The organism is Psychrobacter sp. JB193, assembly GCF_002285555.1.
Lineage (GTDB): Bacteria > Pseudomonadota > Gammaproteobacteria > Pseudomonadales > Moraxellaceae > Psychrobacter > Psychrobacter alimentarius.
In genome coordinates, this window is record NZ_NRGY01000002.1 from 727,526 (window position 1) to 746,075 (window position 18,550).

Sequence of the window (18,550 nt, forward strand, 5' to 3'; positions counted from 1 at the left end):
TATTATTACGCACTACTGAAACAAATTTTTCTTGCTTGCTGTGCCTTCGCAGACAGAGGCGACGTAAAATTTATCTCAGTAGTGCTGTATTTGTTTTATAGGGGATCAACTATAGCGAGAAAATATATGCAAAAAAAATCAAATACCCAAATCCTTGATGAGTTTGTCACTCATGTCTTCACAGGGGAGTATGAGCAAGCCATGGCGCTGTGTAATTCAGACGTAAAATTCGTGGTCTTTCGAGAAGAGAGAGACAGCCAAGTGCCGATTTATGGCACTCACATTGGTCAAGATGCAGGCAAGATATTCTTTAAAAATCTAGCTCAGATGTTTGAATTTGGTACTTTTGAGATGGAAGATTCTATCGCAAGCGATGATTATATTGTTAGGTTTGGTGAACTGGCTCACACCGTCAAGAATACTGGCGACGTGTTTAACAGTCTTTGGACCATGATTGTTCGTTTTGATAAGGCAGGTAAGATTTGCTTATATCGTATGCACGAAGACACCGCTGCGCTGGAAGCGGCGATGCACGTTTCGAGATAGATATTTTGATAAAATAAAAAGAAGTCTATAAAGAGTAAGTTCAAACGTTCATAAACAAAAACCGCCATGATGGCGGTTTTATTATCTATTAAAAACTTTTAACCATGTATCTCTTCTAAACGCAAACAGGCCACCAATCGCCCGTCCCATTCTCGAAGTTGTGGCTCTATTTCGCTGCACTGTGACTTAGCATAAGGGCAGCGCTTGTGTAGGGCGCAACCACTTGGCGGGTTGAGAGGACTTGGCAGCTCACCTTGCAGTGTTAGATCCTTTTTTTGACCATTCACTGTGGGTGCTGCTGCCAATAGGGCCATCGTATAAGGATGTTTTGGCGCGTTGTAAATGGCTTCTTTGGGACCGTGTTCGACCGCTTGACCTAAGTACATTACCATCACATCATCTGCGACATGGCGCACGACGGATAAGTTGTGTGAAATAAAGACATATGCCGTATGGTACTCATCTTGCAAGTCCATAAATAGGTTCAATACTTGCGCTTGAATGGACACATCGAGGGCAGAAGTCGGTTCATCAGCGACGACAATTTTTGGATTGAGCATCATTGCACGCGCGAGGGCAATACGCTGTCGCTGACCACCTGAAAACATGTGCGGATAACGGCCAGCATGTTCAGGACGTAAACCAACATTTCTCATCATGTCGTTGATTTTGTCGCGCTTGTCTTCTTTTGACAGTTTGGTGTGGATGTCTAGCGGTTCTGTTAATTGATACCCAATCGTATGGCGCGGATTTAAACTGCCATAAGGGTTTTGAAAAACCATTTGAATCTCAGTACGCAAATCTTTTAATGCTTTTCTACTGTAGCCTGTCGTACCTTCATCATTAATAAATAGCTCACCGTCACTCGGCTGTTCGATGAGCGTGAGCTGGCGGGCAAGCGTCGATTTGCCGCAGCCTGATTCACCAACGACCGCCAGTGTTTTGCCAGCGCGTAGCTCAAACGAGATACCGTTTAAGGCTTTGACATATGCTTTTGCTTTACCCAAACCTTGTGATACAGGGTAGTGCTTGCGTAGATTGTCTGCTTTTAAGACCACTTTATCACTCATGCTTGGGACTCCAAAGTAGCAGGGTCAAAGGGAGAAGTACCAGCAGATATGCTTGGTAGATCGGTATGAATACAGCGCACTTTGCCATTAGGCGTATCTAAAATAGGCGGCGGCACGTCACACGCTGGCTCTTTGTAAGGGCAGCGCGGAGACAATAAGCAACCACTTGGACGATCGTATTGGCTGGGCACCACGCCTGGTAAGCTGTGTAATCTGTCTTGACCGATAGCCAGTTCAGGGATGGCTTGTAGCAATGCTTCGGTATAAGGATGCGCTGGGTTTTGGAAAATTTCTGGCACCGTATTGGTTTCCACTACTTGTCCGGCGTACATAACAGCGACGTCACGTGAGTTTTGAGAGACCAAACCCAAATCATGAGTAATTAGTACCATGGCCATTTGTTTTTCACGTTGTAAGCGCCCAAGCAGATCCATGATTTGTGCTTGTACCGTGACATCAAGTGCTGTGGTGGGTTCATCGGCGATAAGGAGTTTTGGCTCGCACGCCAGCGCCATGGCAATCATCACTCGCTGGCTCATACCGCCTGACAGTTGATGTGGATACACCTTGAGTCGGTTTTTGGCATCGGGCATCTCGACCAATTCTAACAGCTCTAATATGCGTGCCTGTACTGCCGAGCCTCGCAAACCAAGGTGTTTTCGAAGGACTTCGCCTAATTGCATCTCAACCGTAAAGCTTGGATTGAGGCACGACATGGCGTTTTGGAAGATCATAGAAATGTCTTTACCAATGATGCCGCGTCGCTCTTTGGGCGACATACCGAGCATATCCTTATTATCGAACATCACGCGTTTGGCACGCACGCTTGCATAAGGGGGCAAGAGTCCCATCAATGCCATCATAGTAACGGACTTGCCTGAGCCTGACTCGCCTACTATCGCGATTACTTCGCCTTGAGTCACTGTCAAAGACACATCATCTACGGCGCGAAAAGCACGCGACCCTTCACCAAAAGTGACCGAGAGATTTTCTATATCTAATAATAATGGCGCCTCTTTTACTAATGAACCATTCATCGAGGTATTGGTATGGTTTAAAGTATCAGTCATTTTAGGTCACCTGCTTTAATTTGGGGTCTAGCGCATCGCGTAGGCCATCACCAGTCAGGTTGATTGATAAGGCAGCTAAGAAGATAGCGACACCTGGCCAAATGGCGAGCCAAACGTTACTTTGAATATACTGACGTGCTGTGCCCAGCATAGCACCCCATTCAGCATCAGGTGGTTGCACGCCAAATCCTAAGAAACCAATCGCACCTGCTTCTAAAATCGCCGATGAAAAAATCATCGTTGCTTGTACGATTAGTGGCGCCATACAGTTGGGCAAAATCGTTACAAACAAGAGTCTGAGCACGCCAGCACCCATCACTTGTGAGGCAATAAAGTACTCGCGTTGCAGCTCTACCATGGCAGTTGCACGAGTGAGACGAATGAAAGGCGGCGTACAGACCAAAGCAATGGTGATAATCGTATTGGTCATTGAAGGGCCTAAGATTGCCGCAATGATAATGGCCAATAGCAAGCTGGGATATGACATCAAAATGTCATTGACCAACATGACAGCTTTGCCCCAAACTTTAGGCCAAAATGCAGCACTCAGTCCTAACGAGATACCGACCAGCATAGCAAGCGTGGTCGCACTCAGACCGATGAATAAAGAATAACGCGCGCCATACATCACGCGAGACAGCGTATCGCGACCAGCATCATCCGTACCTAGCCAAAACATGGTATCACCACCGCTTAAAAACGCAGGCGGCAATTGCTCTTGACCGGTAAACAATTCATAAGGATCGTGAGGAGCAAGGGCTGGTGCAAATATGGCAATAATAACCATCAATGCCAAGACAATAAATCCAATGACGGCGCCTTTGTTTCGGCAAAATGTCGATAAAAATAACTGCCAAGATGAAGGCGGCGTGGCTGCCACAAGGTTGGCATCAGAGGGAAGAGTAGAAGACTTCATGAGCAGTTCCTATAGTGGCGAACGCGTTGAAAGTGGCTAGAATCTTATTCCTAAAAAGGAGGTAGATTTTGCTAAAAACTCTAAAGACCACTCAAGCGCTAATCGTCCCTATTTATAATATGAGTATTTATCAATGTTAGATTAAGAAGTATGGCGAATACGTGGATTGATTAAGCCATACAAAATATCAATAAATAAGCTAACCAAAATCAGAGCAGTGGCGACCAACAAGATACCGTTTTGCACGATTGGATAATCACGTGTGAAAAAGCCATCAAGTAGCCAATTACCAACGCCTGGCCAGCTAAAGATGGTCTCAGTAATAATAGCGCCTGCAAGCAAAGTTGCCATCTGTAAGCCAACCACCGTAACAACGGTAATCAATGCATTACGCATCACGTGTATCAAAATCACTCGGCGCGGGGATAAGCCCTTGGCTCGAGCCGTACGCACATAATCTTCATCCAATACTTCTAACATCGCAGAGCGTGTCATCCGCGCAATCATCGCAAGTGGAATGGTCGATAAAGCAATAGAAGGCAAGATAAAATGTTTGACCACGTCCCAAAACGCCCCCGGTTCTCCTGAGGTCAGAGAGCCTAATAACCATGAGCCATATAAGGGCTGTACATCTAAAAACTGAGCGACAGAGATCACACCAGCGACGGGCAGTAGGCCGAGATAATGGGCAAAGATACCAGTGAGTATAGGACCCAATAAATAAATGGGCATGGAGTAGCCAGCGAGAGCGCCTGACATTAGCGTGTAATCAATCCAAGTACCGCGGCGCAGTGCGGCAAAAATACCCAAACTGATACCAACGACACTAGCAATGATGATCGCACACAGCGCCAACTCTAACGTTGGTACAAAGTGGGCAAAAAAGTCTTGTAAGACTGGGGCGCGCGTACGAAAGGACGCACCAAAGTCACCAGTTAAGATACCGCTCAAGTAGTCCCAATATTGGACGATGAGCGGTTTGTCCAACCCTAGTCTTTCTAAGGCGCGAGCATGTAGCTCTGGATCAACCATACGCTCACCCATCATAATCTCAACGGCATCGCCAGGGACGAGACGTATCAGAGTAAAGGTTGAGAGAGTTAAGCCTAGATAGACAGGAATGAGAATAGCGATTCGACGCAAAATATAAAGTAGCATAAGCCGCTCGACAGTTGTGGTTCGATGATTAGAGAGGTAGCAGTGATAAGAATGCCCGTGACAAGCTATTTAATGTATGTCGATAAGGTTGGAGCAAAAGATTTGATCCAACCGACTATCCATTAAATAATAAAGCCTGTCTTGCTGGGCTTAGCGGAGTGCGCTATTCGACCTTCACGCCATCGAAGCGTACGGCACCAAGCGGACTGATTTTGAAATCCACAACATTTGGTGCAGTGAATACGGTTACTACCGAGTGCGCCATTGTCGTCCAAGGAAGTTGCTCTTTGAATATCTGTTGAGCTTGTACATAATCATCCACACGTTCATCTTGATTAGTGACCTGACGCGCTTTCATGACTAAGTTGTCAAAGTCTTTGTTACACCAACGTGAGTAGTTATTACCACCGACAGCGTCACAAGACAGTAACGAGCCTAACCAGTTATCAGGGTCACCATTATCACCCGTCCAACCTGCCAAGATCACATCAGGCTCACCTTTTGCCGCGCGTTTTAGGTATTCGCCCCACTCGTAGGTGACCAGCTTGGCATTGACGCCAATCTTCGCCCAATCTGCTTGCAGCATTTCAGCCATTAGTTTGGCATTAGGGTTGTATGGTCGTTGAACGGGCATATACCATAGATTGATAGACATATTGTCCGCGCCAGCTTCTTTGATCAAAGCTTTTGCTTTTTCGACGTCATAAGGTGCATCTTTAAGCGATTTGTCGTAACCCCACTGCGTTGGCGGCATTGGGTTGGTGGCCTTGAGGCCCTCGCTTTGATAGACGGCATTGATGATCGCATCTTTATTAATCGCCATATCTAATGCTTGACGGACTCTAAGATCACTCAGCTTCGGTTTTTCGACGTTGTAGCCCACATAGCCGACGTTAAAACCTGGTTGATCAAGAACAGTGGCTTTACCCGATTTTTTGACCGATTCAATTTCGGCAGGTTTTGGATAAGCAGATACATGACATTCGCCCGCTTGAACTTTTTGCGCACGAACCGCTGAATCTTTGGTAATGACAAATACGAGGTTATCGATGTGGATGTTGTCTTTGTCCCAATAGTCTGGGTTTTTGGTATAACGAATTTGGGCGTCTTTTTGATAAGACGTAAAGACGAAAGGACCAGTACCGACTGGCTTGTTATTGATATCAGGCTCATTACCAGAAGCCATCAATTTGTCTGCATATTCAGCAGAATTGATATAAGCAAACGGCATCGCTAGATTTTGTAAAAATGGCGCATTGGTCTCGCTGAGCGTGACTTTTACCGTGTAATCGTCAACTTTTTCAATGTTAGAAATGATATCAGGCAGTCCCATGCCAACCGAATAGGGGAACTCAGCAGGGTAGGCTTTGTTAAATTCAAATTCTGGGTTGGTGAGACGTTCTAGGGTAAAAATAAGGTCATCTGCATTGAAATCGCGGCTTGGTGTGAAGTAATCTGTTTTACCGAACTTGACGCCTTTGCGTAGATTAAAGGTGTAAGTCTTGCCGTCTTCGCTAATATCCCAGCTTTCCGCCAGTCCTGGTTGAATCTCAGTACCATCTCTTTTGAATTGCACCAAACCGTTATAGATAGGATAAGCGCTCGCATCAAAATCAGTACCAGCAGTATACTGCGCTGGATCAAAACCAGCAGGGCTGCCTTCTGAGCAGTAAAGTAGGGTTTTGGCAGCTTTGGCATCTGAGCTGGCAGCAGAGTCATCAGTGGTTTTGTTATCGCCACTACAGGCACTGATGCCTAAGATAAGTGTCGCTAACATTGTCAGTTTGAAGAGTGATTTTTGCATTCTTACATCCTATGTAATGATAAGTAGTCGCCCATACATTGATATGTTTGTATTCAAGCCATGAATACAGCTGGCGTTTTTCTAATTCCTTTTAAAGCTTTTATTTATATAAGGTTTTTAGTGTACAAAGTAAGAAGCAACTCAGTTTTTAGCGGCTTCAATTTCGCTTTGCAACACCCATCAATATAAACAAGTGGTCTGAATATACTCCTTTAAATAGGAAAAGCGCAAGGGGTATATAAAAAAGTTTTGATACATATATGAAATAGTTTTGATAGAAAGCTGTGACTTTTTAAGGCTCCTAATCTTGCTGAAACAATTGTGATTAAAGCGTTTGCTTGGCTATATTTTGTACAACTGACTCACTCAATACGACCGGATTGTATTTCAAAAATATTTACTATTTTTTATGATTATCAATGGGGACAGGGATAATAAATGAGGGCTGGCACGCATATACGTTGGTGTCAATGAACGTTGTCATCACCAGTAAGGAAAAAGTACTCATATGAGCACAGTTTGATGGTTTTTGAAATTACACGGCACAAATCTCTGAGCGTACAATAAAGCGTTTGCCTTCAGGGATTTCTAACGAGAAGCTTGCGCCGCGTCCATTGACCACATCAATGGTCAAGTCCGTGTGTTGCCAAAGCTGATATTGGGCTTTACCCATATAAAACGGACAGCCAGCCAGCTCACCGACCAGAACATCTTGTCCGCCTACTTTAAATTCACCCAGCGGATAACACATAGGCGAGCTACCATCACAGCAACCACCTGATTGATGGAACATCAGCTCGCCATGTTTGGATTTGAGTAAATCGATTAATTCTTTGCAGGCTTCTGTCGCTGTTACTTTCATGATGATTTCCTTATCGTTAAAAGCATGAACGTTAAGAGCATAGGGGCTGAATATAAAAAGCCACATCATTCTCGCTCACGCTACATATAGCCTGTGATTGAAGAAGATGCGGCTTACTGCTTCACTTAAGTGTGAATAAAACCATAATTTAGATAACAAACTTGATTACGAACAACCATGAAGACAGTTATCATCTTATCAAGTCACGCTAAGTGCTCAATCACATTGCGTGGTAATCTAAGGCTTATAAGCTCCTATCAATGGTCAAGATTCGCTCTAAAAGAAGCCCATCTTTTTAGGACTATAAGAAACCAACATGTTTTTGGTTTGTTGGTAATGGTCGAGCATCATTAGATGGTTTTCGCGACCAATACCAGATTGCTTATAACCACCAAAAGCAGCATGCGATGGATAAATGTGATAACAGTTGGTCCATACGCGGCCTGCTTGGATACCACGTCCGAAGCGATATGCCTTATGAACGCTACGTGTCCAAACACCAGCGCCTAGACCGTATAAGGTGTCATTGGCAATTTTCATCGCTTCTTCGTCATCTTTAAAGGTGGTGACAGCAAGCACAGGCCCAAAAATCTCTTCTTGGAACACGCGCATGTCGTTTGTGCCTTCAAAAATGGTTGGCTTAACATAATAACCATCTGATAAGTCGCCATCATGCTTGGCTTGCTCGCCACCGACCAAAACCTTCGCGCCTTCTTTTTTACCAATATCAAGATAAGAGAGGATTTTTTCTAACTGATCTGAGCTGGCTTGCGCCCCAATCATGGTATCTGTATCTAATGGGTTGCCCATTTTGATGGCTTCGACACGAGCGATACAACGTTTGATAAATTCATCATAAATGCTTTCATGTACCAGTGCCCGAGACGGACAAGTACAAACTTCGCCTTGGTTCAGTGCAAACATGACTAGACCTTCGACCGCTTTGTCTAAGAAGTCATCGTCTTCATCCATCACATCGGCAAAGAAGATGTTGGGGCTTTTACCACCAAGCTCTAGGGTGACAGGAATGATGTTTTCGCTGGCATACTGCATAATGAGGCGACCAGTTGTAGTCTCACCAGTAAAAGCAACTTTGTTGATACGTGGGTTAGAGGCCAGTGGTTTACCTGCTTCAACCCCAAAACCATTGACGATATTGAGGACGCCTTTTGGTAAAAGGTCAGCGATACCGATGGTTTCTAACATATATAAAATAGAAGCAGGCGTTTGTTCTGCTGGCTTCATCACGATACAGTTACCTGCCGCAAGCGCTGGGGCAATTTTCCAAACAGCCATCAAGATAGGAAAGTTCCATGGGATAATTTGACCGACGACGCCAAGTGGCTCATGGAAATGATAAGCAACTGTGTCTTCATCAATTTGGCTAATACCGCCTTCTTGCGCGCGGATGGCACTGGCAAAATAGCGAAACTGATCGATGGCTAGTGGAATGTCTGCCATCAAAGTCTCACGCACAGGTTTGCCGTTTTCGTAACATTCAGCGATAGCGATGGCTTCTAAGTTAGCTTCCATGCGATCAGCAATTTTGAGCAACAGATTGGCACGATCCGTGACGCTGGTTTTACCCCAAGCATCTTTGGCAGCATGGGCGGCATCTAGCGCTTTTTCGATATCGGCTTCTTTTGAGCGGGCAACTTGGCAAATAGTCTTGCCATCAATAGGGCTAGGGTTATCAAAGTATTCACCATCGATTGGTGCGACCCACTCACCGTTGATGAAATTGTCATATTTTTCGCGGAATTGGACGGGACTGTTTTCAGTATTGGGATAGGCGTATAACATTAACGACTCCTTGTTGCGTGTTATGGTTATTGGATAACAAATATTTGGCCTTCCTAACCAAGTATGACTCTATCGTACTGAGCTTTTGTGCAGAGGAATAATGACTTTTTATAATGATATATTTCGTCTCACAAAACTTCTGGTTATGTGGTATATGATGATGAAAGTGGTTCGCAAAACGGGTGTAGCTGTTATAATCATAGCAGCTGTTTTTGCTTATAGTGAATATTCAATAAAATGGGTATACGTCATTACAACGCGTGACTGCTACAAATTTTTGTTGCTTGCTGTGCCTATGCAGCTCGATGCTACAAAAAATTTATACTAGCCTCGCTGACACTTTTTATATTGACCTGATCACATATTATTTTTCTCATGCTACTTTTATTATTACTACTCATTTAATTGGTTTGGATATATGCGTCAATCTTCTGCTCTTGATATCTTAAAAACAGGTCAAAATGTCTTTTTAACGGGCTCAGCAGGCTCAGGTAAGACCTATACCCTCAATCAATACATTGATTATTTGCGTGCACGCCGAGTACCAGTGGCTGTGACTGCTAGTACAGGTATCGCTGCCACCCATATGAGCGGTACGACTATTCATAGCTGGTCGGGAATCGGCATCAAAGATGAGTTGTCTGATCGTGATTTGAGCAATTTATCGCGCAAACAGTTTTTGGCTGATCGATTAAAAGACACGGCGGTATTAATTATCGATGAGATATCGATGCTGCATGCCAAGCAGCTCAACTTGGTGAGTCAAGTGCTCAAGTATGTGCGTAAAAATGACAAGGCGTTTGGCGGTATTCAGGTCGTGGTTGCAGGCGATTTTTTTCAGTTACCACCGATTGGTAGTAAGGGAGAGACCAACCGCGAGAAATTCGCCTTTATGTCAGAGGCGTGGCTCGATGCCAAGTTCCATATTTGCTACTTGAGTGAGCAGCACAGACAGGTCAGTGAAGCAGCCAATGGCGGTTTGGATTTGGATGATATTTTGAACCAAATCCGCCGTCAGGAAGTCACTTTTGAGGCTATCGCTGCGCTAGAAGCTACCTTTGATCAAGATGTCGATATCAAGCGCACGCGTCTTTATACGCACAATCTCAATGTCAATAAGATCAATGATAAAGAGCTTGCCGCGCTAGAAGGTGACATGATGCGCTTTGAGGCGACGTCGACTGGCGATAGTAAGCTGGTTGAGACATTGAAAAAGACAGTACGGACTCAAGACGACCTGATTCTTAAAATTGGCGCCAAGGTCATGTTTATCAAAAACAATTCCGAGCTTGGTGTCTCTAATGGCACGATGGGCGAGCTGATAGGATTTGCTGCCGTCAAGATTGAGGATAATCAAGATAATAGTAGTGCGTTGATTGAAGACGATGAAGACGTAGACAGTGGCACTGAAAGCGACACTGACAACGCTACTGAAAATGATGAAGCGTCGGCAAAGACTGCCAAAACAAAGCCAAAAAAAGACAGTGATAAAAAGCAGCCCAAGCCTAAAAAAACCATCACACAGAAAATGCCCGTGGTGAGACTCAATTCAGGACGTGAAGTAGTCGCGGAACCTGAAGAATGGATCATTGAAGATGAGACAGGTGAGGTGCTGGCAAGCTATGAGCAAGTACCGCTATGCTTGGCGTGGGCAATCACCATTCATAAGTCGCAAGGGATGACGTTAGATGCTGCTGAGATTGACTTGTCTCGTACGTTTGAGCTTGGGCAAGGTTATGTGGCGTTGTCACGGTTGAAGTCGCTGTCAGGCCTACAGCTGCTTGGTATGAATGACATGAGCTTGCAACTTGACCCATTGGCACGCGGTGCGGATAGACGCTTTTTGGTCTTGTCTGACGAAGCCGATGCCAATTATGCGATGCTTGATGAAGAAAGTATGACGCAGGCGCATGAAAAATTCATTCTTAAATCAGGCGGTACGCTGAGTAAGTCAATTATCGATGCCTATGCCAATCTACAAAAAAAGCGCCGCGAGCAACTGCAAGCGCAGCAAGACAAAAAACAAAAACTTGGCAATCAAGTCTCTGATAAGTCGGACAGTACGCTGTTAGCCACACGAATACTGTTAGAAGAGAGTTTGTCTATCGCTGAGATTTCCCAAGCGCGCCAGCTGTCTCAGTCGACCATCATGCGTCATATTGCTGAGCTGAGGTCTCAAGACTCAAGCTTGTTGTGTGATCATCTGCGCCCAGACGATGAGGTGATGACAGCGGTTGGCAACGCGTATATCGCGATTAAGGTGGCCAATAATCCAAATGACTTTAATGATGACGGTAGCATCAAACTGCGACCAATCTTTGATCATCTCAAACAGGGTATTGATTACAATACCATTCGCTTGGCTCTCATCTTTATTACGCCATAATCGGCCATCAGTCACAAAAACAGCCTGATGCTTCTTTCGTTAAGACGATGCTGGTTTTGTGGCGTTGAAGCGCTTTATGTGCAGCGTTCGGCTAGTTATACCTTTTTTTATTCCCCTTTAAAGCGATCATTTGTTATGCCTGATTTTTCTCGTGCCAATTATCAATTGACGTCCGATCCAGTCGCCGCCGCATTTCGTGCCACAGGCGAGAACACACAGCCACTAAGAGTCGCCATCAATGGTTTTGGGCGTATAGGGCGCAATGTATTACGCGCATTGTTAGAGCGTTTTGAAGTATTGGGCCGCGCCATTCATGTGGTTGCTATCAATGACTTAGGGCCAGCTGATATTTTATTGCATTTGCTAAAGTTTGACAGTACGCATGGGCGCTTAAGTCGATTGGGAGTCAGTGCTGAGATTGTAGAAACTCACATCAATGACGATAATAAAACTCAGCTTTGCCTGACTAAGAACAATCTGACCTATTGTATTACGATGCTCTCAGAGCCTAATCCCAAGCATCTACCGTGGCAGACACTTGGCGTCGATGTGGTGCTAGAGTGTACAGGGCACTTTCGCTCTTATGAGCAAGCGCATCTACATATTGAGGCAGGGGCACACCAAGTCATTATTGGTGCCGCGCCTTTTGACGATGTAGATGCTTGCATTGTCATGGGCGTGAATGCAAATGAGTTGACACGCGCTCTACCGATTATCTCTAGCGTTTCTTGTACCACTCAGGCGCTAGTACCACTGATTGATACTTTGGATAAGGCATTTGGGGTAAGGTCAGCAATGATGACGGAGATTCATGCAGTCACAGCCGATCAAACGGTCTTAGATCAAGCGCATCGTGATCCCAGACGTGCGCGGGCTTCTGGTTACAATATTATTCCCACTACATCTAGTAGTATTGCGGCCACCGAGCGTGTGCTACCAGCGATGATAGGTAAAATAAATGGTCATTCGATACGGGTGCCAACCATCGATGTTGCTGCCATCGATGTGACTTTTGTGTTTGAGCAAGATGATGTCAGTATTGAAACAGTGGGCGAAGTGCTGAAATCTGCTAGCCAAGCGCATTTGCTCGATATCATGGCGTATACCGATGAGCCATTAGTTTCCAGTGATTTTATCCATCAGACCGAATCGCTTATTATCGATGGACAGCAGCTGATGCGAGTGGGCAATCAATATAAGGTATTTGCTTGGTATGATAACGAATGGGGCTACGCCAATAGACTACTGGATATGTGCCTGCATCTCGCTTCAAACAAGTAAAATATGAGCAATTATGAGGTATCAGAAAATTATTTTCATTTTTTTAGAATATAGGCTTGCATTATAAAATGATCTGTATATAATGATGCACCAATGGAGACGTGGCAGAGCGGTTGAATGCACCGGTCTTGAAAACCGGCAAGGGTTCATAGCCCTTCGAGAGTTCGAATCTCTCCGTCTCCGCCAAACATCGGGTGATAGCTGAAAACGCTGAAACCTTTAAAGAGCCTGCCTTGAGCAGGCTTTTTTTATGCCTGTAATTTGATGCTAATTCTTTGTCATGGGCTGGGTGTAATTTGCGAATTTATTCTGCACTAATTTGTAGCTCATTCTGCACTAGGTTTTTGTAAATTATTCTGCACTAATCATTTCATTAAGAAAATAGTGCGATGACATAAATGCCCCGCACCACTACTATATAGTTAATAACTATATATCATGCCTGATACTCTTTAAGTAACTCTCAAAAAGCAGCAAACCTAACGGCGCTAATTTATCCTGCCAGAGTGATTTAATAGTATCGTTATCACCTATATTGACACTAGCTTGATCAATAACCACACCTGTATCCCACCCATCATCTAACTGATATAAAGAGCCACCTGTCACAGCATCACCTGCGTTGAATGCGTCTGCGATAGCGGTTTTACCTTTATATGCTGGCAGTAGACTTGGATGATAACCGATAGCACCAAGCCTAGCCTTAGCTCTAGCATCAGCACCTACAAAACAGTAGGCGTGCGCCATCAGTATTACATCGATACCATCTGGTACTGCACCTGCAATCAATGTCTTACCATGAGTAGCCACGGGAATAGCTAACCTATCAGCCAATATCGCTGTTCTATCATTAATATACGGTACTGATACCAATACAACCTCAATATCACCCATATCAATACAACGCTTAAGCAACTGCTCAGCTAGCCATTTTTGACCGACTATCATCACTTTAATCATAGTCAGCCCCTAGATAACGAAAGCCTTGCACAGCTCGAAAGTGCATCCCATAAGTGGTAGTACTATTTTTAGATGGTTTACCCCCATGCAGCTGCCCACTGATCTGCGTCCATTTTGAATCACGTCTTAGAGCTGCTGCTAAGTTTGGATGGCTAGTGTGAAAAATAGTGCGGAGTGGCTTGTTATAACGGTTTTCAGCATTTAACCAGTGCTCACATACCTGATTTAAAAAGCGCGTACCAATACCAGCACCTTGCCACTCAGGCATCACAACCAATCGGCACGCTCGTGCTTCGATGAGACCAGGGCGCGTTGATACTGCAAGGTGAGCGACTAGCTCCCCATCGACTACTGCCACGTAATTAGTAGCGGCAATCATACGCGGTATCTTTAGATAGTGATGCGGCTCAAATAAGTGCCAAAACTGCCAGTTGGTTTCGTAGATGTCAAAGTTGATGGCTGGGCGTTGCCAAAGACTCCCCCGTGTAAACTCACCTTTGGATGTGTCATACACCCAGTCAGGTTGTAGCCAGTCGAGTACATCGTAATGGCAAGTCAAAAGTACTGCCTGCTTGCCCTTAGTCCTGCGCCAAGACTTTGCAAAAGCATTAGCACCAATACAAGCAATTTGACGATCAACGACACTACTAAACTCATCTATAATCAATCGCTCAGGCGCATCAGCTAACGCACGTGCAAGGTTAGCGCGGAATTGTTCACCATTACTTAGTACATGATAAGGTCGTAGCCATGCAGGCACAGTACCCAGACCAACTGCTGATAGACATGCGGTAGCATCATCAATGCTGCCATCGACGGCTATCTGGTCAATAATGGGCTGTGTTTTATCCCACTTAGGTTTATGGATCGGTGTACCGCGCCATAGCTTTTTACCAATACTGGTTTTACCAGTGCCTGACCCGCCGACTATGACGCCAATCTGCCAATCGTTGTCATCAATGGGTAGGTCAGCAGTGATATTGACGTTTGCGCCTTGCTCAACGTTAAACAGGCTTTTAATACGAGCAGCACGGTAACTGTCGTGGTCGGTACATTGATGCTTAATATCAATATTCATACCACCACCACCTTAAGGCTGTAGCCTTGCGTATTGAGCTGGTCATAGACGTTCTTTTGATGATTTTCATCATCGCAGTTAATGATAACGCCAAACTTTGGCTTATATTTAAAGCCGTTACGAGCAGGCGCTTTGGGATCGACCTTTGGAGTCTTTTTGCGTGTGGCCACGAGTATTTCCTTCTTTAGTTTGAGACTCGTGGTCTTCTGATAGGGCGTTCTGGACGCTCAAATGGTTAATAGTCTTACAACGGCTACATTTGATAGATAGTTTGTCAAAATTGCCGATTTTGAGTAGTTTTTTGCCACACTCTTGGCATGAAATAAACTGCATAATTTTTCCTGTGCTTAGCGTTAGAATCGCGTTAGATTCTGTGTTACACTCCGCTCGCTGTGTACACGGCGACGGAGCCTCGGCTTTGCGACAGGTCTTGTCTGTCAAAGAGGGTAGTAAGGTGCTCCAACACCCTATTACCGCTCCGTTTTCTTTATTCGATACGTTCCCAGCAGTCAAGTGTCTTGGATGGCTGCATGTTATTGTGAGCCTGACCACCACCAGTATTACTTGTACCGACATTAGCTTCCATACCGCTCGTATTCTGTGTACCAGCACGTATATTGCCGTCGATATTACCCGAATGAATATCAGCGGTATGACCATGACTTGGCATTTCTTCTACAGTCAACGTATGCTCACGCTCGCCATACTCTTTGCCATGTGTCCTAAAGTCTATATGATCCTCAGCATTATCTGAAAAGCCAACCGCGACACGCCCCTGTAGCGCTCGCTTCCATGTGCCATAGCCTTTATATTCTGCTACTGCTTCTGCTGTAACAAAGTGCTTAGACGTCCAAAACGTTTCACCGATTTGCGTATCTTCATACTTGCGGGCTTCTAGCTTATCTAAGCGATCACGGTCTTCTTTAATCAACTCTTTATAGTCTTTGATAGCGTCTTCTAATACCTTTTTTTTACCAAATTCCTGAACCAAAGCTTTTAAAAGCTGCCCGTTATCAGACTTATCCAATGTTAGCCCTAAGCCTTCAATCACATTGGCGACTTCCTCTTGGAGTGCGTTTGACCACTCAGGCGTAAAGTAAGTAGCGTCTTGATTTGGCAGATCAGCATTATCATGAAAGCCTGTTTTACCGTCACCATTTGCGTTTTCACGTGCGGTGGCAGAGTCGATACGATGCATAGTCTATCCTTATTTAATATCAAGTCTGAGAGAGGCGGGTAAGTAGTTTTTTGATAAACAGCCCATATCTGCCTTGATCGGTTTGGCAAGTGTCAATGTCACACGAAATCGCAGCCGTGCAGTATTTAACGGGTCGGTACATGATCCTAAACACTGCATAGGCACGTAAGTTTGCACTGCAAGCACGGTCTGATTGTAGCGAGCAAATAGCTTGTACAGACCCGCTAAGTTAAGCAGTACATGGCCTTCACGTTTGACACGTTCAATCTCAGCACGTCGATCATCAATTGTATTGCCGACATCGCTTTGACCGCACAAGAGTGGCAATCCGTACTCCCGCTCAAACTCATCAATTAGCTCGTCGGGTATGCCATTTAATACGGCAAAAATACGTGCAGCCGATACCTTCACCAACTCTAACGCTTTGCTATGTGCTACTATATCTTTATATATAACTGTCTTATGGCTATGGTCATAAGCGCCGTATGGCAGATGCTGCACGAGCACATCTGCTATTTTGTTTGTCTCACTCATGAAGTCACCGTCACATTGGCGGGGCGTATCCAGCCTACTTGCTCCATACTGACGGTAGGATTAACATTAACGTTAGGTGTTAACTGTACGTCTATCATGCCTTCTACTGACATAATCAGGCTATATAATACCGCCGCTTTGTAGCTCTCAGCGGGTATCATTGCTTTTAGATAGTCATTGATGATTGCGCTAATCTCACCCGTATTAACATTAACGCCTGTGATTTTAGCGGTAACATTAAACGCAATAATGGTGGGCTTAAAAGTGCGCACATCTTCCCAAAATGCGGTAGTGTCTTTTAAAACTTGCTCAGATTGAGCCAGTAAGCTGTCGCTTGGTAAAGTTGCCCCGTTCGCACCTTGTGCGGTGATGGCGACATCAACGCTACCAGCGCCGCGACGTAAGGGATAAACGTAAGCATTAGCGACACCAGACACACCCAATACTGCCTGACGTAAGTCTTCAGTGCGTGACAAACTTTTACCCAGCTTTTTCTTGTTCCAGAGCCTTGAGCGCCATCGCTCAAGGCTTTCTCCGTCTGATCCACCGCTGATTACATCTACACCTGCTATACTTTGTAGTCCCGCGACTGGCGATACCCACCTCAACGTGCCAGTAGCATTAAATGCTGCACCGTTATTGCTTGCTTGCACTGGTACAGCCACCTGCTTTTTAGCAGACAAAGTGGCATTTGTAGTGGTCTGCCAATAGCGTCCAAAACCATCAGTCAGTTTGCTACCAACGGGCAAGATGATCCCATCAGTGTTACCTGAAGCCCATACTTGCCCTGTCGCTGTCGAGCCGCCAAGACGCGGTAAATTTAGCTCATCGGCGTGTATATAGAGGTAAGGCTCATCTGCTGTCTGAATGAAAAGCTGCTTTAAAATATACTCTTGATGACTGTATAAGCCCTCAGCAACCGCTGCTGTGCCTGATGCGCGCACGTCTGCATCTGAATCACGCTGGGGCAGTGTGCCAGTTTGATTGACATACTCTTGCATGATGACGGCTTTGATATTGCTATATTTAGGGGTTTGATACATTATCCAGCTACCTGTACGTTAATAGATGTATTAGTGGCACTACCGTCCGCTTGTACCAATTCAGCTTTTATCAATAAATGGCCTAACTCAACATTGCCCGCAGTCACAATAATATTGTTTAGATAATATGGTGCGCGTAATGGTTCTAACGCTTGTTTTGCCCACGCAATCGCTTGTCTACGCATACGCGGCACATCCTTGCTACGCTTAAGCTTATACAGTTCACTGCCGAGCTGACTATCACTAAAACATGATCCTTTTGGCGTTAATAAGCGCAAATAGGCCGCTTCTGCTAGTGCTTCAGTATCTGTAAATGGTGGTGCGTTAATACCATCCAGCGTGTAGTCATTGGTGGTTTGGTCAAAGCGCATCGGCTGCTCCCATTAGTACAGTTGGCGGTGATGTACCTTCAGCTGTATGACCGTGGATATTGTATGCCTCGCGCATGCTTTGCATAGAGCCAGCTTTGTCTGATACATCGCCTGTGGCTTTGATATTGCCATCAACCTCTAAGTTGGTATTAATCTTGACCCTATCACTTAATAACCTAATCTCAACGCCATGCTGGTTATAGACCACAGTTTCACCCTCTTTTAGCTCCACCGCTACCGCGTCTTGACCAGCGACGATGACAAAATTACGCGCGCGACCTTGCATTGGCAGCATGACCACCTCAGCATCTTCAGGTAGCCAACTGGCAAACCCTACCTGCTGATACAGCGGTACATCATCGACCAGCTCACCGCTTAAGCCAAGCACCTGCAACGCTTTATTACCAGTACGCTTGATCGTGCCAATGATTGCTTGTCGGATGGCTGGTGCTTGTTTGAATGGACTCATG

Annotated in this window: 18 protein-coding genes and 1 tRNA gene; 4 read left to right on the forward strand and 15 right to left on the reverse strand. The window is 45.1% G+C overall.

The genetic code is table 11. From position 1 onward, the window contains the following. Positions 1 to 126 precede the first annotated feature (126 nt). Positions 127 to 546, forward strand: a complete 420-nt coding sequence (locus CIK80_RS10925; protein ID WP_095570009.1) for a nuclear transport factor 2 family protein — start codon at positions 127 to 129, stop codon at positions 544 to 546. A 98-nt stretch (positions 547 to 644) separates the two neighbouring features. On the opposite strand, the gene CIK80_RS10930 is transcribed toward CIK80_RS10925, so the two are convergent. The 7 genes from CIK80_RS10930 to CIK80_RS10960 form a co-directional block, all read right to left on the reverse strand. Further along, positions 645 to 1,616 (reverse strand): peptide ABC transporter ATP-binding protein, encoded by a 972-nt coding sequence (locus CIK80_RS10930; RefSeq protein ID WP_062845188.1) that lies wholly within the window; start codon positions 1,614 to 1,616, stop codon positions 645 to 647. Then, positions 1,613 to 2,686 carry an ABC transporter ATP-binding protein gene (locus tag CIK80_RS10935; RefSeq protein WP_257011751.1) on the reverse strand — a complete coding sequence of 358 codons (1,074 nt, stop codon included), beginning with the start codon at positions 2,684 to 2,686 and terminating at the stop codon, positions 1,613 to 1,615. Before CIK80_RS10935 ends, CIK80_RS10930 begins: the two co-directional genes overlap by 4 nt. Before the next feature lies 1 nt (position 2,687). After that, positions 2,688 to 3,602 carry an ABC transporter permease subunit gene (locus CIK80_RS10940; protein WP_062845187.1) on the reverse strand — a complete coding sequence of 305 codons (915 nt, stop codon included), beginning with the start codon at positions 3,600 to 3,602 and terminating at the stop codon, positions 2,688 to 2,690. Positions 3,603 to 3,743: 141 nt separating this feature from the next. Further along, on the reverse strand, positions 3,744 to 4,760 hold the full coding sequence (locus CIK80_RS10945) for an ABC transporter permease subunit (protein ID WP_062845186.1): 1,017 nt from the start codon (positions 4,758 to 4,760) through the stop codon (positions 3,744 to 3,746). A gap of 163 nt (positions 4,761 to 4,923) precedes the next feature. Further along, positions 4,924 to 6,564, reverse strand: coding sequence for an ABC transporter substrate-binding protein (locus CIK80_RS10950; protein ID WP_095570010.1), 1,641 nt, complete (start codon positions 6,562 to 6,564; stop codon positions 4,924 to 4,926). Positions 6,565 to 7,099: 535 nt separating this feature from the next. Beyond that, complete coding sequence (locus tag CIK80_RS10955; protein ID WP_095570011.1) at positions 7,100 to 7,426, reverse strand: DUF779 domain-containing protein; 327 nt, start codon at positions 7,424 to 7,426, stop codon at positions 7,100 to 7,102. A gap of 276 nt (positions 7,427 to 7,702) precedes the next feature. Beyond that, a complete protein-coding gene (locus CIK80_RS10960; protein ID WP_095570012.1) occupies positions 7,703 to 9,229 on the reverse strand; it encodes an aldehyde dehydrogenase family protein in 1,527 nt (508 codons plus the stop codon). 418 nt (positions 9,230 to 9,647) lie between these two features. Here CIK80_RS10960 and CIK80_RS10970 point away from each other — a divergent pair, with 418 nt between their 5' ends. The 3 genes from CIK80_RS10970 (at position 9,648) to CIK80_RS10980 (ending at position 13,082) form a co-directional block, all read left to right on the forward strand. Continuing rightward, positions 9,648 to 11,615 (forward strand): AAA family ATPase, encoded by a 1,968-nt coding sequence (locus CIK80_RS10970; RefSeq protein WP_095570014.1) that lies wholly within the window; start codon positions 9,648 to 9,650, stop codon positions 11,613 to 11,615. Between the two features lie 135 nt (positions 11,616 to 11,750). Further along, on the forward strand, positions 11,751 to 12,896 hold the full coding sequence (locus CIK80_RS10975; protein ID WP_095570015.1) for a type I glyceraldehyde-3-phosphate dehydrogenase: 1,146 nt from the start codon (positions 11,751 to 11,753) through the stop codon (positions 12,894 to 12,896). Between the two features lie 95 nt (positions 12,897 to 12,991). Then, a tRNA-Ser gene (locus CIK80_RS10980) sits at positions 12,992 to 13,082 on the forward strand. A 243-nt stretch (positions 13,083 to 13,325) separates the two neighbouring features. Here the strand turns inward: CIK80_RS10980 and CIK80_RS10985 are convergent. The 8 genes from CIK80_RS10985 to CIK80_RS11015 form a co-directional block, all read right to left on the reverse strand. Then, a complete protein-coding gene (locus CIK80_RS10985) occupies positions 13,326 to 13,856 on the reverse strand; it encodes a formyltransferase family protein (protein ID WP_257011752.1) in 531 nt (176 codons plus the stop codon). After that, entirely contained in the window at positions 13,849 to 14,934 is a 1,086-nt protein-coding gene (locus CIK80_RS10990; RefSeq protein ID WP_095570017.1) for a GNAT family N-acetyltransferase, read from the reverse strand. Before CIK80_RS10990 ends, CIK80_RS10985 begins: the two co-directional genes overlap by 8 nt. Next, entirely contained in the window at positions 14,931 to 15,104 is a 174-nt protein-coding gene (locus CIK80_RS15345) for a hypothetical protein (RefSeq protein WP_179288370.1), read from the reverse strand. The genes CIK80_RS10990 and CIK80_RS15345 overlap by 4 nt, the downstream gene beginning before the upstream one ends. A 317-nt stretch (positions 15,105 to 15,421) precedes the next feature. Beyond that, positions 15,422 to 16,132 carry a hypothetical protein gene (locus CIK80_RS15355; RefSeq protein ID WP_179288372.1) on the reverse strand — a complete coding sequence of 237 codons (711 nt, stop codon included), beginning with the start codon at positions 16,130 to 16,132 and terminating at the stop codon, positions 15,422 to 15,424. Between the two features lie 9 nt (positions 16,133 to 16,141). Next, on the reverse strand, positions 16,142 to 16,666 hold the full coding sequence (locus CIK80_RS11000; protein ID WP_095570019.1) for a hypothetical protein: 525 nt from the start codon (positions 16,664 to 16,666) through the stop codon (positions 16,142 to 16,144). Then, complete coding sequence (locus CIK80_RS11005) at positions 16,663 to 17,709, reverse strand: baseplate J/gp47 family protein (protein ID WP_095570020.1); 1,047 nt, start codon at positions 17,707 to 17,709, stop codon at positions 16,663 to 16,665. Before CIK80_RS11005 ends, CIK80_RS11000 begins: the two co-directional genes overlap by 4 nt. Then, positions 17,709 to 18,080: a phage GP46 family protein gene (locus tag CIK80_RS11010; RefSeq protein WP_095570021.1), complete on the reverse strand. Its 372-nt coding sequence runs from the start codon at positions 18,078 to 18,080 to the stop codon at positions 17,709 to 17,711. The genes CIK80_RS11005 and CIK80_RS11010 overlap by 1 nt, the downstream gene beginning before the upstream one ends. After that, positions 18,070 to 18,549, reverse strand: coding sequence for a phage baseplate assembly protein (locus tag CIK80_RS11015; RefSeq protein ID WP_095570022.1), 480 nt, complete (start codon positions 18,547 to 18,549; stop codon positions 18,070 to 18,072). Before CIK80_RS11015 ends, CIK80_RS11010 begins: the two co-directional genes overlap by 11 nt. Position 18,550 lies beyond the last annotated feature (1 nt).

Coding starts and splice junctions, on each gene's coding strand:
- CIK80_RS10925 (WP_095570009.1), top strand. CDS start 127: ATGCAAAAAAAATCAAATACCCAAATCCTTGATGAGTTTGTCACTCAT.
- CIK80_RS10930 (WP_062845188.1), bottom strand. CDS start 1,616: ATGAGTGATAAAGTGGTCTTAAAAGCAGACAATCTACGCAAGCACTAC.
- CIK80_RS10935 (WP_257011751.1), bottom strand. CDS start 2,686: ATGACTGATACTTTAAACCATACCAATACCTCGATGAATGGTTCATTA.
- CIK80_RS10940 (WP_062845187.1), bottom strand. CDS start 3,602: ATGAAGTCTTCTACTCTTCCCTCTGATGCCAACCTTGTGGCAGCCACG.
- CIK80_RS10945 (WP_062845186.1), bottom strand. CDS start 4,760: ATGCTACTTTATATTTTGCGTCGAATCGCTATTCTCATTCCTGTCTAT.
- CIK80_RS10950 (WP_095570010.1), bottom strand. CDS start 6,564: ATGCAAAAATCACTCTTCAAACTGACAATGTTAGCGACACTTATCTTA.
- CIK80_RS10955 (WP_095570011.1), bottom strand. CDS start 7,426: ATGAAAGTAACAGCGACAGAAGCCTGCAAAGAATTAATCGATTTACTC.
- CIK80_RS10960 (WP_095570012.1), bottom strand. CDS start 9,229: ATGTTATACGCCTATCCCAATACTGAAAACAGTCCCGTCCAATTCCGC.
- CIK80_RS10970 (WP_095570014.1), top strand. CDS start 9,648: ATGCGTCAATCTTCTGCTCTTGATATCTTAAAAACAGGTCAAAATGTC.
- CIK80_RS10975 (WP_095570015.1), top strand. CDS start 11,751: ATGCCTGATTTTTCTCGTGCCAATTATCAATTGACGTCCGATCCAGTC.
- CIK80_RS10985 (WP_257011752.1), bottom strand. CDS start 13,856: ATGATTAAAGTGATGATAGTCGGTCAAAAATGGCTAGCTGAGCAGTTG.
- CIK80_RS10990 (WP_095570017.1), bottom strand. CDS start 14,934: ATGAATATTGATATTAAGCATCAATGTACCGACCACGACAGTTACCGT.
- CIK80_RS15355 (WP_179288372.1), bottom strand. CDS start 16,132: ATGCATCGTATCGACTCTGCCACCGCACGTGAAAACGCAAATGGTGAC.
- CIK80_RS11000 (WP_095570019.1), bottom strand. CDS start 16,666: ATGAGTGAGACAAACAAAATAGCAGATGTGCTCGTGCAGCATCTGCCA.
- CIK80_RS11005 (WP_095570020.1), bottom strand. CDS start 17,709: ATGTATCAAACCCCTAAATATAGCAATATCAAAGCCGTCATCATGCAA.
- CIK80_RS11010 (WP_095570021.1), bottom strand. CDS start 18,080: ATGCGCTTTGACCAAACCACCAATGACTACACGCTGGATGGTATTAAC.
- CIK80_RS11015 (WP_095570022.1), bottom strand. CDS start 18,549: ATGAGTCCATTCAAACAAGCACCAGCCATCCGACAAGCAATCATTGGC.